This is a genomic window from Nonomuraea thailandensis (assembly GCF_024172165.1).
GTDB classification, from domain to species: domain Bacteria; phylum Actinomycetota; class Actinomycetes; order Streptosporangiales; family Streptosporangiaceae; genus Nonomuraea; species Nonomuraea thailandensis.
On sequence record NZ_JAMZEB010000002.1, the window covers coordinates 7,924,984 to 7,937,542 of the forward strand.

The 12,559-nt window shown below is 72.3% G+C and carries 10 protein-coding genes; 4 read left to right on the forward strand and 6 right to left on the reverse strand.

Translation table 11 applies throughout. The features are described 5' to 3' along the window. Positions 1-61 precede the first annotated feature (61 nt). A complete protein-coding gene (locus HD597_RS40140) occupies positions 62-1,027 on the reverse strand; it encodes an ArsR/SmtB family transcription factor (protein WP_253749558.1) in 966 nt (321 codons plus the stop codon). 113 nt (positions 1,028-1,140) lie between these two features. Between HD597_RS40140 and HD597_RS40145 the strand changes: the two genes are divergently transcribed. The 3 genes from HD597_RS40145 (at position 1,141) to HD597_RS40155 (ending at position 4,108) form a co-directional block, all read left to right on the forward strand. Further along, positions 1,141-1,953 (forward strand): HipA family kinase, encoded by an 813-nt coding sequence (locus tag HD597_RS40145; protein WP_253749560.1) that lies wholly within the window; start codon positions 1,141-1,143, stop codon positions 1,951-1,953. After that, a complete protein-coding gene (locus tag HD597_RS40150; protein WP_253749562.1) occupies positions 1,950-2,327 on the forward strand; it encodes a DUF3037 domain-containing protein in 378 nt (125 codons plus the stop codon). Before HD597_RS40145 ends, HD597_RS40150 begins: the two co-directional genes overlap by 4 nt. A gap of 98 nt (positions 2,328-2,425) precedes the next feature. Continuing rightward, positions 2,426-4,108: a SpoIIE family protein phosphatase gene (locus HD597_RS40155; RefSeq protein WP_253749564.1), complete on the forward strand. Its 1,683-nt coding sequence runs from the start codon at positions 2,426-2,428 to the stop codon at positions 4,106-4,108. A gap of 59 nt (positions 4,109-4,167) precedes the next feature. Here the strand turns inward: HD597_RS40155 and HD597_RS40160 are convergent, their stop codons facing one another. From HD597_RS40160 to HD597_RS40170, 3 genes are all read right to left on the reverse strand, one after another. Further along, on the reverse strand, positions 4,168-4,989 hold the full coding sequence (locus HD597_RS40160; RefSeq protein WP_253749566.1) for an NAD(P)H-binding protein: 822 nt from the start codon (positions 4,987-4,989) through the stop codon (positions 4,168-4,170). A gap of 10 nt (positions 4,990-4,999) precedes the next feature. Beyond that, complete coding sequence (locus HD597_RS40165) at positions 5,000-5,842, reverse strand: GNAT family N-acetyltransferase (RefSeq protein WP_253759674.1); 843 nt, start codon at positions 5,840-5,842, stop codon at positions 5,000-5,002. A gap of 72 nt (positions 5,843-5,914) precedes the next feature. Continuing rightward, positions 5,915-7,486, reverse strand: coding sequence for an alpha/beta hydrolase (locus HD597_RS40170; RefSeq protein ID WP_253749568.1), 1,572 nt, complete (start codon positions 7,484-7,486; stop codon positions 5,915-5,917). A 343-nt stretch (positions 7,487-7,829) separates the two neighbouring features. Here HD597_RS40170 and HD597_RS40175 point away from each other — a divergent pair, with 343 nt between their 5' ends. Beyond that, positions 7,830-9,998 carry a fibronectin type III domain-containing protein gene (locus HD597_RS40175; RefSeq protein ID WP_253749570.1) on the forward strand — a complete coding sequence of 723 codons (2,169 nt, stop codon included), beginning with the start codon at positions 7,830-7,832 and terminating at the stop codon, positions 9,996-9,998. Between the two features lie 100 nt (positions 9,999-10,098). On the opposite strand, the gene ispG is transcribed toward HD597_RS40175, so the two are convergent. After that, positions 10,099-11,265 (reverse strand): flavodoxin-dependent (E)-4-hydroxy-3-methylbut-2-enyl-diphosphate synthase, encoded by a 1,167-nt coding sequence (gene ispG, locus HD597_RS40180; RefSeq protein ID WP_253749572.1) that lies wholly within the window; start codon positions 11,263-11,265, stop codon positions 10,099-10,101. 39 nt (positions 11,266-11,304) lie between these two features. Next, positions 11,305-12,495: a 1-deoxy-D-xylulose-5-phosphate reductoisomerase gene (dxr, locus tag HD597_RS40185; RefSeq protein ID WP_253749574.1), complete on the reverse strand. Its 1,191-nt coding sequence runs from the start codon at positions 12,493-12,495 to the stop codon at positions 11,305-11,307. Positions 12,496-12,559 lie beyond the last annotated feature (64 nt).

Consider the following 12,559-nt stretch of genomic DNA (forward strand, 5'->3'; position numbering starts at 1 on the left):
TATCGAGGCGGGGCCGGGAGCGCGGCCAGCCTTTGCACGTGGGTGAAAAGGGTGGACACGCCTACCGGCCGGCCGACAGCAGGTTCCGTCCCAGCGGGGTCGTCACGTGCAGCACGGCCGTGCCGTGGCGGTGCGTCTCGATCAGGCCGGCGTCGCGCAGCACCCGGGTGTGGCGGCTGACGGAGGCGGGCGAGGTGGCGGCGCGCTCGGCCAGTTGCGTGGTGGTCGCGCCGCCGTCGATGGCGGCCAGCACCGTGGCGCGGGTGGCGCCGAGCAGGGCGATCAGCGACTCCGTGCGCCGCGCCTCCCAGTGGGAGTGGCAGTCGATGGGGTACACCAGCGTCGGCGGCAGGTCGGGGTCCGCCAGGGCGACGGGGACACGCCTGCAGAAGTACGACGGGATCAGCAGCAGCCCGCGACCGCCGAGGTGCAGGTCGCGTTCGACGTCGTAGTCGACCTCGAGCAGCGGCGGCCGCCAGCGCATGAGCGGCGCCAGCCCGCGCAGCAGGCCGTCGGCGCCGCCTTCCGCCAGGTCGCGGCGCCTGCGTGCGGCCTCCGCCGAGATGGCGGCACCGATCGTGGCGCGGTAGGGCTCGACGGCGATGGCATGGTACGACCGGAGCGTGGCCGCCAGGTTCATCAGCGTCGCCGTCTCCCCCTCGGCCAGCCGCCTGCCCCATCCGGGCAGCGGCGAGGTGCGGGCCATCGTCTCCATCTCGCGGCGCAGCCGCGTGCGAGGGGTGGCGAGTATCGACTGCAGGCCGGCGTCGAGCCCCTGGAGCCCTTCGACGGGTGTGATGAAGTCGGGGAAGTAGGGGCCGAACGGCGTCAGCGCCGCCACCACCCGCTCGTAGCGGTGCAGCATGGGCCCCTCGCGCCGCATGCTCTCCAGCCAGGGGCGCAGGGTCGCCGGTGGAGCGGGGTCGGCGAGCCGGTGCCTGCTGAACACCATCTCCCAGAACGGGTCGGCGGTCTCCGCCACACGGGTGCGCCGTAGGTCGTCGCCGGTGAAGTGAATCCTGAGCATCGATCCCTCGATCCCCTCATCGGGGCCCACTTTACGGTGACGCGCGACCATCCGACAGCCGTGTCCATTTCGCCCCGATCAGGGCAGGTGGCCGGGGGCGATAGCCTCGTCTCGTGCTGGAAAAGATCGCAGCGACCCGTTACGTCACCCCGCTGCGGGAGGGCGGGTCGTTGCCCGGCGTCGTCGAGGCCGACGACCTGGGCACGTACGTCGTGAAGTTCCGCGAGGCCGGCCAGGGCAGGCGGGTGCTGGTCGCCGAGATCGTCTGCGCCGAGCTGGGCCGCCGCCTCGGGTTCAGGACTCCTGAGCTGAAGCTCATCGACCTCGACCCGCAGCTCGGCGTCCGCGAGCCCGACGAGGAGGTGCAGGACCTGCTCAAGGCCAGCACCGGGCTCAACCTGGCGGTCGACTTCCTGCCGGGCGCGCTCGGGTTCGAGCCGCTGGCGTGGGCGGCGGATCCGCTGTTCGCGGCGCGGGTGGTGTGGTTCGACGGGCTCATCCACAACATCGACAGGAGCTGGCGCAACCCGAATCTGCTGATCTGGCACCGCGACACCTGGCTGATCGACCACGGGGCCGCGCTCTGGTTCCACCACAACTGGCGCACCGCCGACCCCCAGCGGCCGTTCGACGCGGGCGACCACGTGCTGGCGCCGTACGCGGGCGACGTCGAGGCGGCGGGCGCGGAGCTGTCCGGGAAGATCACGCGGGAGCTGCTGGAGGGCGTGACGGCGCTGGTGCCGGACGAGTGGCTGGCGGGCGAGCCGGGCTTCGGCTCTCCGGGCGAGGTCCGCGAGGCCTACGTCGAGCATCTCCTGCAGCGGGCGCACGGGCCGCGCGAGTGGCTGAGGTTCCAGCGGCCCGAGGGCCACAAGGCGGGCCCGGGGTCGGTCGGCGAGTTCTGGCGGGGAGGCGGCGGCCGGTGAGCAGGGACGTCTACGAGTACGCGGTGATCCGCGTGATGCCCAAGGTCGAGCGGGGCGAGCTGATCAACGCGGGCGTGCTGCTCTACTGCCAGCCCCGCGACTACCTGTGCGCCCGCGTCGAGGTGGATCCCGGGCGGCTGCGCGCGCTGGATCCGCAGGCCGACGTCGACGGGATCCGCAGGGCGCTGGCCGCGTACGAGCTGGCCTGCGGGCCCGACTGCGGGCCGCTGGCGGGAGAGTCGCTCGGCGGCCGTTTCCGCTGGCTGACGGCGCCGCGCAGCACGATCGTGCAGGCCGGCCCGGTGCACGCCGGTCTGACCGCCGACCCCGGCACCGAGCTCGCCAGGCTCTTCGACAAGCTCGTGCGCCTCTAGGCCGTCGGCCCGTCTTTCGCCAAGCTCGTCCCCTTTTAGGCCCTTGACCAGCGGTGACGCTGGGTAGGAGGTGCGGTGAGGGGGAAGGAGGGCCGGCCGTGGAGGACATCGAGCGGTCTGCCGTGCCGCGTTCCTTCCAGCTCGGAGATCTGGCCCACGCGGGCACGTACGTGGTGGACGACCGCGGGCGGATCGTCGAGGTCAACCCGCGGGCCGAGCGGATGTTGCGGCGCAGCGCGGGAGAGCTGCTGGGCCGTGACGCCCACGACCTGCTGCACCGGGGCGAGCGCGGCGAGCCGCTGCCGCGCAGCCGGTGCGTGATGAGGCAGCCCCTGCTGACCAGCGACTCCGCCCACGGCGAGGACGTGTGGCTGGAGCGGGGCGACGGCTCGCTCGTCCAGATCGCCTGGATGGTCACGCCGTGCCGGGTCGGCGAGGCCGGGTCGGGCGCCCTGGTGCTCTTCCACGAGACCGGCTCGGCCGGGCTCGGCGAGCGGCAGCGGGCGCGCCCCGCCCCGTCGATGTCGGAGCTCGAACGGCTGGCGCTGCTCGCGGAGACGACCACGACGCTCACCGCCAGCCTGGACGTGAGCGAGACGCTGCGCCAGCTCGTCCGCCTGGTGGTGCCGCTGCTGGCCGACTGGGCGGTGGTGGACCTGCTGACCGAGGAGGGCGAGGTGTCCCGCGCCGCCGTCGTCCACCACGAGAACGGTGTCCTGGCGCACCGCGCCGACCTGGAGCGGCCGATGCCGCCGCTGCCGCACGAGTCCCCGATGCCGCTGGCGCGGGCGCTGCGCGGCGTCACGGCGGCGCTGGTGGGCCCCAGGGACTACGAGGGGCCGCTCGATTCGCGGCTGGCGGCCGTCCAGCGGGAGCTGTTCGAGGCGACGGGCATCCGGTCGGCGTGCACCGCGCCGATCCGCGGCGTCCGCGACGTGGTCGGCGCGATGACGCTGGGGCGTTCGGAGCAACCTCAGCCGTACACCACCGACGACCTCCTGCTCGTCGAGGACATCGCCCGACGGGCGGGGCTGGCGCTGGACAACGCCCGCCTGTTCGAGCGGCAACGCCGGGTCGCCGAGACCATGCAGCGCCATCTGCTCCCCCGGCTGCCGGTGGTGCCGGGCCTGGAGATGGGCGCCTGTTACGTGCCCGCGCCGCGCGCCTCGCAGGTCGGCGGCGACTGGTACGACGCGTTCATGTTGTCGGGCGGCGCCGCCGGGCTGGTGATCGGCGACGTGGTGGGCCACGACCTCGACGCCGCGTCCGGCATGGCGCAGGTCTGCAACATGTTGCGGGCGTACGCCGGTGAGGTGGAGGAGCCGCCCAGCGTGATCGTGGACCGGCTCGACCAGGCGGTGGCGCGCATGGCCGAGACCACGATGGCCACCGTCGTCTTCGCCAGGGCCGAGCCCGGCGACGGGGGCTGGCAGCTCCGCTGGACCAACGCGGGGCACCCGCCGCCGCTGCTGGTCGAGGGCGACGGGCGTACCCGCTACCTGGAGGGCGCGAGCGGCCTGCTGCTGGGCACCGGCTTCGCGCCGGTCCGCGAGGACGCCGTCGTCGACCTGCCGCCCCGTTCCACCGTGCTGTTCTACACCGACGGGCTGATCGAGTCGCCCAGCCACTCCCTGGACGAGGGGCTCGACCGGCTGCGGCGGCAGGCCGCGGCGCTGACCCGCCACCCGCTCAGCGCCTACTGCGACCGGCTGCTCACCCGGGTCCGCCCCGCCGACAACGACGACGACGTCGCCCTGCTGACCCTGCGCGTCCCCGGGTAGCGCAGCCGCTCGCCTCGCGCGTCACCCGGTCAGCGAGGCCGCTCGCCCGCGCGTCCCCGTCACCGGAAGGCGTCGGCGTTGGCCGCCGCCCACTGCTCGAACGTGCCCGGCGGGCGGCCCGTGACCTGCTCGACCGTGGGCAGCACCGCCGACTCGTCCAGCTCGCCGCGGGCGAAGAACCCGTAGAAGGCCTCCGCGTACGCCTCGGGCATCCCGCCGTCCAGCATCTCGGCCCTGGCCTCGGCGTCGCTCAGCCCCTCGAACCGCAGCTCCCTGCCCAGCGCCGCCCCGAGGATCCGCAGCCGCTCGGCGGGCCGCAGCGCCCGCGGGCCCGTCAGCCCGTACACCTGCCCGTCGTGCCCCTTCTCCAGCAGCGCCGCGGCGGCCACGGCGGCGATGTCGAGGGGATCGACGGTCGCGACGGCCGCGCCCGGCCAGGAGTCGCGTACGACGTCTCCGTCCTTGAGCTGCCCGGCCCAGCGGAACGTGTTCGACATGAACGTGCGCGGCCGCAGCACCGTCCACGGCACCCCCGCCGCCCGCACCAGCGCCTCGGACTCCACGTGGTACTTCGAGATCGGGTTGTCCAGGTCGGCGGCCTCCGCCGCGCTCGCCGACAGCAGCACCACGTGCCGGACCCCGGCCCGCGCCACGGCGGCCAGCGTCTCGTCCATGCGGTCGTACCCGGCCAGCAGGAACACCCCGCGCACCCCGGCCAGGGCGCCCGCCACCGACTCGGGATCGTTCAGATCGCCCATGGCGAGCTCGGCGGGCAGCTCCACCTCGCGCCGCACCAGTGCCCGCACCGGCTCGCCCGCCTCGGCCAGCGTCCGCACCAGCGCGCCGCCCGCGTTCCCCGTTGCACCCGTGACAAGGATCATGCCCGGGATGCTAGAACAACACGGACATGAAGGTGTCGATCTCGCGGAAGCCCACCTTCCGGTAGACCGCCCTGGCGGGGTGGTTGTAGTCGTTGACGTACAGCGAGACGACGGGCGCGAAGCAGCTCATCGCCGCCTCCACCACGGCGGCCATGCCCGCCACGGCGTACCCCCTGCCCCGCAGCTCGGGAGCGACCCAGACGCCCTGGATCTGGCAGGCTTGCGGCGTGACGGCCCCCACCTCGGCCTTGAACACGACCCGGCCGTCGTCGATCCGCGCGTACGAGCGCCCGATCCTGATCAGCTCGGCCACCCGCGTGCGGTAGAGGGCGCCGCCGTCGCCGAGGTTCGGCGAGACGCCGACCTCCTCGGTGAACATCGCCACGCACGCCGGCAGCAGGACGTCGAACTCGTCGGGCCGCACCCGCCGCACCAGCGGGTCGGCCGACACGGGCGGCTTGCTGGAGGTCGCCATGACGGGCTGGGCCCAGCGGATCGCCCGCGCCCGCCCCCAGTGCGGCTCCAGCCGCTCCCACAGCAGCGAGACGGCGTCGACCGGCCCGACGATGGACGAGCAGCGCCGACCCTGTTTGCGCGCGCGGTCGGCGAACGCGTGCACGGCCTCCGGGCCGGCGTTGACCGGCACCATGTTGGCCCCGGCGTAACAGAGTGACACAAGGCCACCGCGCGGCCCGAACCCCCACATCTGCCCACCGAGCCTCGCCGGATTGAGTCCGACGGCCCGCACCCGAGAGGACACGAAGACGTTGGCGACCGGATCGGAGTCCAGAAGGGCGAGAACCTCGTCCCGGTCGTTGTCGTCGAGCACGCGCGACGCCGATGTACGCAGCATCACATGGTCAGACTACGCGAAGGGTTACCGAATGCGGCATCCGGCGCTGCCCACGGTAACCCTTTCTTGACGTCAGCCGATGGGCAGCCCTTCGAGCACGCCCAGGATCCCGAGCAGACCGGGAGGCCGCGGGCTCTCCGACGTCATGCGCGCGGCCGGGCGTGGCTCGGGCATGGCGGCGCAGGTCGTGTCGGGGCGCGGCAGGGTGCCGTCCCGCAGGTACGCGGCCAGGTGACCGTCCAGGCACTTGTTGCCCGACAGCGACACCCCGTGGTTGCCGCCGCGCTCCAGCACCATGCGGGAGCGGGGGAAGAGCCGGGCCATCTGCAGCGAGCCCTGGTAGGGGGTCGCCGCGTCGTAGCGGGACTGCAGCATGAGGAACGGCGGCAGCTTCGGCGAGGAGCGCACCTCCACCGGCTTGCCGCCCCGCACCGGCCAGAACGCGCAGGGGGCGTTGAACCAGGCGTTCGGCCAGGTCAGGAACGGCGCGTCGCGGTGCAGGGCCTTCATGTCGGTCCGCCACTCCTCCCACTGGCGCGGCCAGCGCGCGTCGCGGCACTGGACGCCGAGGTAGATGGCGTAGCCGTTCTCGTCCTCGGCGTCGTTCTTGCCGTGCTTGGCGTAGATGTCGGTGAGACCCTTGACGTCGCCCTGCCGGACGTAGGCGGACCAGGCCTGGGCGAACTGCGGCCAGACCTTGTCGCTGTAGCCGGACACGGTGAAGGTGTCGTCGAGCTCGCTCGGCCCCACGATGCCCCCGGCCGGCTTCGCGCGCAGCCGGTCGCGCATCGCGTAGTAGGCGAAGGAGGTCTGCTTGAGCGTGGTGCCCAGCTTGTAGGCGTCGTGGTGCTTGGCGGTCCAGGCCAGGAACTGGCGGTGCCGACGTTCGAAGGCGCGGTCCTGCGCGAGGTTCGAGTCGTACCAGACGCCTGTGGGGTCGACGCTGCTGTCCATGACCATGCGCTTGACGCGGCCCGGGAAGAGGGTGGCGTAGACGGCGCCGAGGTAGGTGCCGTACGAGTAGCCGAGGTAGCTGATCTTCCCCTCGCCCAGGGCGGCGCGGATGGTGTCCATGTCCCTGGCGGAGTTCTCGGTGGTGAGGTGCGGCAGCAGCCAGGCCCACCGCTGGCCGCAGCGGGAGGCGTACTCGGCGGCCCTGGCGAGCAGCACCTTCTCCTCCGCCTTGCCGTGCGGCACCGCGTCGGGCCGCGGGGCCTTGTAGTACGTGGCGGGGTCCACGCAGTGCACGGACGGCTCGCTGGCGCCGACGCCGCGCGGGTCGAACCCGATGATGTCGTACCGCTCGGCCACGTCCGCGGGCAGTGACGTGGCGACGTACTCGGTCAGGTCACGCCCCGACGACCCCGGCCCTCCGGGGTTGATCAGCAGCGAGCCCAGATGGCCGGCGTCCCTGGAGACCTTGGCCTTGATCCGGTTGATCGCGATCTTGATCGACTGCCCCATGGGGTGGCGGTAGTCGAGCGGCACGCGTACGGTGGCGCATTCGAGGGTGACCGAGGCCGTCTTCCCCGCCACCTTGGGACAGGCCTCCCACACCACAGGCGCCTTCCTGCCGGCCACCGCAGCCCCGTCCGCGCTCACGACCCCCGCGACGAGCACCGCCAGCCCGGCGACAACCCCCATAACCCGCTTCACTCGGCCCCCTTCCTTGTCATAGGCCCTGCGATGCTCCCGCGAGCGACCGGCCGATGACTCGGAGTATGGGGAAATGCTTGCCGTTCTGTGATGTCACCGTGGCAGTGTGTGACGGATCCGGATTGAAAACTTTCGGGAAACTGCACTCACCGCGGCTTCCAGCACTCTTATTTCAGCTATTTTCCGATACTTTCGGCTCTGCCTCCGCCATCTCAGCAGGACAAAGACCGGAAAGGTGCCGCCGCTTCCGAAATATTTCGAGACATTATTGACATATTTCGAGGAGCTTCCCAAACTGATCGCCAGCACCCCACTCGGAAGGGAGAGCCCTGTGATCATCGGCTTGGCCCGCTCCAGACTCGTCGCGCTGGCGGTGGCGACGACGCTCTCGATCACCGGAGCGATGACGGTTGCATCCACCGAGGCCGCGGCGGCGGCCGGAGTCGAGGACGAGGGCGCCGACTGCGCCGTGCCCGGCCTGCCCGACGCGGGCTCGTTACCCACCGTCTCCAGGCTCCCCGACCCCTTCACCAAGCTGACCGGCACCCGCATCGCCACCAGGGCCGACTGGCGATGCAGGTGGCAGGAGATCAAGAAGCTGGCGGAGAAGTTCGTCTACGGCGAGAAGCCGCCCAAGCCGTCCAGCGTCACGGGCACGGTCACCAGGACCGGCATCAGCGTGAACGTCTCGCACAACGGCAGGACCGCCGGCTTCTCGGCCGGCGTGGACCTGCCCAGCGGCACGGGCCCCTTCCCCGCCGTCGTCGTCCTGGGCGGGCTCGGCGCCGACACGGCCACGATCAAGGCGGCCGGCGCCGCCGTCATCAGCTACGACCCCCTCGCGGTCGGCCGGGAGGGCACGCCGCGCAACAACAAGCAGGGCGCCTTCTACAACATCTACGGCGCCTCCAGCGGCACGGGCGTCCTGGCCGCCTGGGCGTGGGGCGTGAGCCGGATCATCGACGTCATCGAGCAGTCGGGCGGCACCATCCTGCGGGCGGACGCGACCGGCGTCACCGGCTGCTCCCGGTACGGCAAGGGCGCCTTCGTGGTCGGCGCCTTCGACCAGCGCATCGCGCTGACCATGCCCATCGAGTCCGGCAGCGGCGGGGTCGCCGCGTTCCGCTCGATCCCCGGCGAGAGCGGCGCCCAGCCGCTGAGCAGCGCCTACTCCGAGCAGCCGTGGCTCGGCGACGCGTTCAGCTCCTTCACGGGCAGCCCGGGCAGGCTGCCCGTGGACACGCACTCGGTGGTGGGCATGATCGCGCCGCGCGGCCTGTTCATCATGGACAACCCGCACATCGACTGGCTCGCCGCCAGATCCGCGAGCGTCGGGGCCCTGGGCGGCGCGGAGGTCTACAAGGCACTCGGCGCCGGCGGCAACATCACGTACTGGTCGGCCGTCCAGGACGGCACCCACTGTGCCGGCAGGCCGGAATGGCGCACCCCGCTCCAGCAGAACATCCAGAAGTTCCTCCTGAACACCGGCAGCTACACCGGCTCGATGCGGATCGCGTCCAACAAGAGCGGCAACCTGGCCGAATGGCGCGACTGGACGACCCCTGCCCTCACCGACGGCGGCGGCGACACCACCGCGCCCAGCACCCCCGGCACCCCGGCCGCCTCCGGCGTCACGGCCACCGGCGCCACCCTCACCTGGGCCGCCTCCACCGACCAGGGCGGCTCCGGCCTGGCCGGCTACGACGTCCACCACGAGCAGGGCGCCACCGACCCACGGCTCGGCCAGTCCGCCACCAACTCGATCACCCTCACGGGGCTGACGGCGAACACCCAGTACCAGGTCTACGTACGGGCCCGCGACGGCGCGGGCAACCTGTCGGCGAGCTCCTCGCCGGTCACCTTCACCACGACCGGCGCCGGCGGTGACACCTCACCGCCGACGGCCCCGGCCGGCCTGGCCGCCTCGGCGACCACCTCCACGGGCACGACGCTGACCTGGACGGCCTCGACGGACGACACCGGAGTCGCGGGCTACGAGATCCTGCGCGCCGCGGGCGCGACGGGCGGCACGTTCACCCAGGCAGGCACCTCGGCCACCACCTCGTACACCGACACGGGACTGACCCCGAGCACCACGTACCGCTACCAGGTGAGGGCGCGCGACGCCGCGGGCAACACCTCACCGGTCTCCGGCACCGCCCAGATCACCACCCAGCCCGGCACGTCCACCGGCGCCTGCGCGGCCACCGGGACCGTGCAGACGCAGTGGTCGACCGGCTACGTCATCCAGCCGCTCACGATCACCAACACCGGCACCTCGGCCATCACCGGCTGGACGGTCACCTTCACCCTCCCCGCCGGCCACACCCTCTCCGGCTCCTGGAACGGCACCGTCACCACCAGCGGCCAGACCGTCACCATCAGGAACGTCGCCCACAACGGCACGATCGCCGCCGGCGCGAGCAACAGCAGCGCCGGCTTCCAGGTGACCCGCCCGAGCGGCAGCACGGCGGTCCCGTCGGGCTACGCCTGCGCCTGACCGCCCTCCGCCCCTGCGCGATCGGGTCACAGAGCCCTGCCCCGTGCAGGGGCCACCGGGTGCGGGCCCGGCTACAGGCCCGCACCCGCACGCAGCGACCTCAGCCGACCGTGACCGTCGGCCCCGTGCTCTCGTCGTCGAGGTCGACCTCGACGCCCATCTCCTCGGCCAGCCGCAGCGCCTCTTCGATCAGCGTCTCGACGATCTGGGACTCGGGGACGGTCTTGATGACCTCGCCCTTGACGAAGATCTGCCCCTTGCCGTTCCCTGAGGCCACCCCGAGGTCGGCCTCGCGGGCCTCGCCGGGGCCGTTGACGACGCAGCCCATGACGGCCACCCGCAGCGGCACCTTCATGCCCTCCAGGCCCGCCTGGACCTGCTCGGCCAGGGTGTACACGTCGACCTGGGCGCGGCCGCACGACGGGCAGGAGACGATCTCCAGGCCGCGCTCGCGCAGGCCGAGCGACTCCAGGATCTGGGCGCCGACCTTGACCTCCTCCACCGGAGGGGCCGACAGGGAGACGCGGATGGTGTCGCCGATGCCCTCGGCGAGCAGGGCGCCGAAGGCGACGGCGGACTTGATCGTGCCCTGGAAGGCCGGGCCGGCCTCCGTGACGCCGAGGTGGAGCGGGTAGTCGCACTGGGCGGCGAGCTGGCGATAGGCGTTGATCATCACGACCGGGTCGTTGTGCTTGACCGAGATCTTGATGTCGCGGAAGCCGTGCTCCTCGAACAGGGAGCACTCCCACAGCGCGGACTCCACCAGCGCCTCGGGGGTGGCCTTGCCGTACTTCTCCAGCAGGCGCTTGTCGAGGGAGCCGGCGTTGACGCCGATGCGGATCGGGGTGCCGGCGGCGGCGGCCGCGCGGGCGATCTCGCCGACCTTGTCATCGAACTTCTTGATGTTTCCGGGGTTGACCCGGACCGCCGCGCAGCCCGCGTCGATGGCGGCGAAGACGTACTTCGGCTGGAAGTGGATGTCGGCGATCACCGGGATCTGCGACTTCTTGGCGATGATGGGCAGCGCGTCGGCGTCGTCCTGGGACGGCACGGCGACCCGGACGATCTGGCAGCCGGACGCGGTGAGCTCGGCGATCTGCTGCAAGGTGGCGTTGACGTCGGCGGTCACCGTCGTCGTCATCGACTGCACCGACACGGGGGCGTCGCCGCCCACGGGCACGCTGCCGACCATGATCTGGCGGGAGTGGCGGCGTACGGCGAGCGGCTTGGGACGCACCGTCGGGATGCCGAGAGCTACAGGAGACATTTCAACCCTTACTGTGACGACGCTATCCAGTCTAGGTAGCTAGCGGGACTGCCCGGCTGTGAGTTCGGCCGCACGGGCACGGGCCCAGGCATCGGCCGCCAGCACCTCTTCAACGGTGTCGGCGGGGGTGACCTGGTGCTCCTCGACGACCTTGGCCACGGTGTCGACGATGGCCAGGAACGGCAGCCCGCGCTGCAGGAACGCGTCGAGGCACACCTCGTTGGCGGCGTTGTAGACGGCGGGCGCGGTGCCGCCCTCCCCGCCGACGTGCCTGGCCAGCGCGACCGCGGGGAACGCCAGGTCGTCGAGCGGCTCGAACGTCCAGGTGTGCGCCTTGGCCCAGTCGATGGGCCGGGCGGCGCCGGGGACGCGCCGGGGATGACCGAGCGCCAGCGCGATCGGCAGCCGCATGTCGGGCGGGCTCGCCTGGGCGATGGTGGAGCCGTCGACGTACTCGACCATGCTGTGGATGATCGACTGGGGATGCACCACGACTTCGATGCGGTCGAAGCCGATGTCGTAGAGCAGGTGCGCCTCGATCACCTCGAGGCCCTTGTTGACCAGGTTGGCGGAGTTGATGGTGATGTAGGGGCCCATGGACCAGGTGGGGTGGGCCAGGGCCATCTCGGGTGTGACGCCGGCCATCTCCTCGCGCTTCATGCCCCTGAACGGCCCGCCGCTGGCGGTGATCACGAGCTGCTTGACGCACGAGGGGTCGTAGCCGTCCGGCCCGGCGGCCCACAGGCACTGCAGCACCGCCGAGTGCTCGGAGTCGACCGGGAGGATCTGCCCCGGCCGGGCCAGCCGCTTGACCAGCGGCCCGCCGATGATCAGCGATTCCTTGTTGGCCAGCGCGAGCGCCCTGCCCGCCTCCAGCGCGACGAGCGTGGAGGTCAGGCCGAGCGCGCCGGTGATGCCGTTGAGCACCACGTCGCACGGCCACCCGGCCGCCTCGGCGACCCCTTCGGGGCCGCCCAGCACGGTGGCCTTGGCGCCGTGCGCGGCCAGCGCCTCCTTCAGCGCCGGGACGGCCGACGCGTCGGCCACCGCCACCGCCTCGGCCTCGAACCGCGCCGCCTGCCTGGCCAGCAACTCGACCCTGCCGCCCCCCGCCGCGAGCGCGGCGACCTTGAAGCCGCCGGGGTCGGCGGCGATGACGTCGAGGGCCTGGGTGCCGACCGAGCCGGTGGAGCCGAGCACGACGACGGAGCGGAGGGTCTCTTCATGCACGGGTCCATTCTCCCCGCTGTGCGGCGCGCTCAGGCACGCGGGACCGGGTGCCCATGAATTCCCC

Excerpts from the sequence above, each read along its gene's own strand:
- ispG (WP_253749572.1), bottom strand. The coding sequence starts at position 11,265 with ATGTCTCCTGTAGCTCTCGGCATCCCGACGGTGCGTCCCAAGCCGCTC.
- HD597_RS40165 (WP_253759674.1), bottom strand. The coding sequence starts at position 5,842 with ATGCTGCGTACATCGGCGTCGCGCGTGCTCGACGACAACGACCGGGAC.
- HD597_RS40170 (WP_253749568.1), bottom strand. The coding sequence starts at position 7,486 with ATGGGGGTTGTCGCCGGGCTGGCGGTGCTCGTCGCGGGGGTCGTGAGC.
- HD597_RS40140 (WP_253749558.1), bottom strand. The coding sequence starts at position 1,027 with ATGCTCAGGATTCACTTCACCGGCGACGACCTACGGCGCACCCGTGTG.
- HD597_RS40160 (WP_253749566.1), bottom strand. The coding sequence starts at position 4,989 with ATGATCCTTGTCACGGGTGCAACGGGGAACGCGGGCGGCGCGCTGGTG.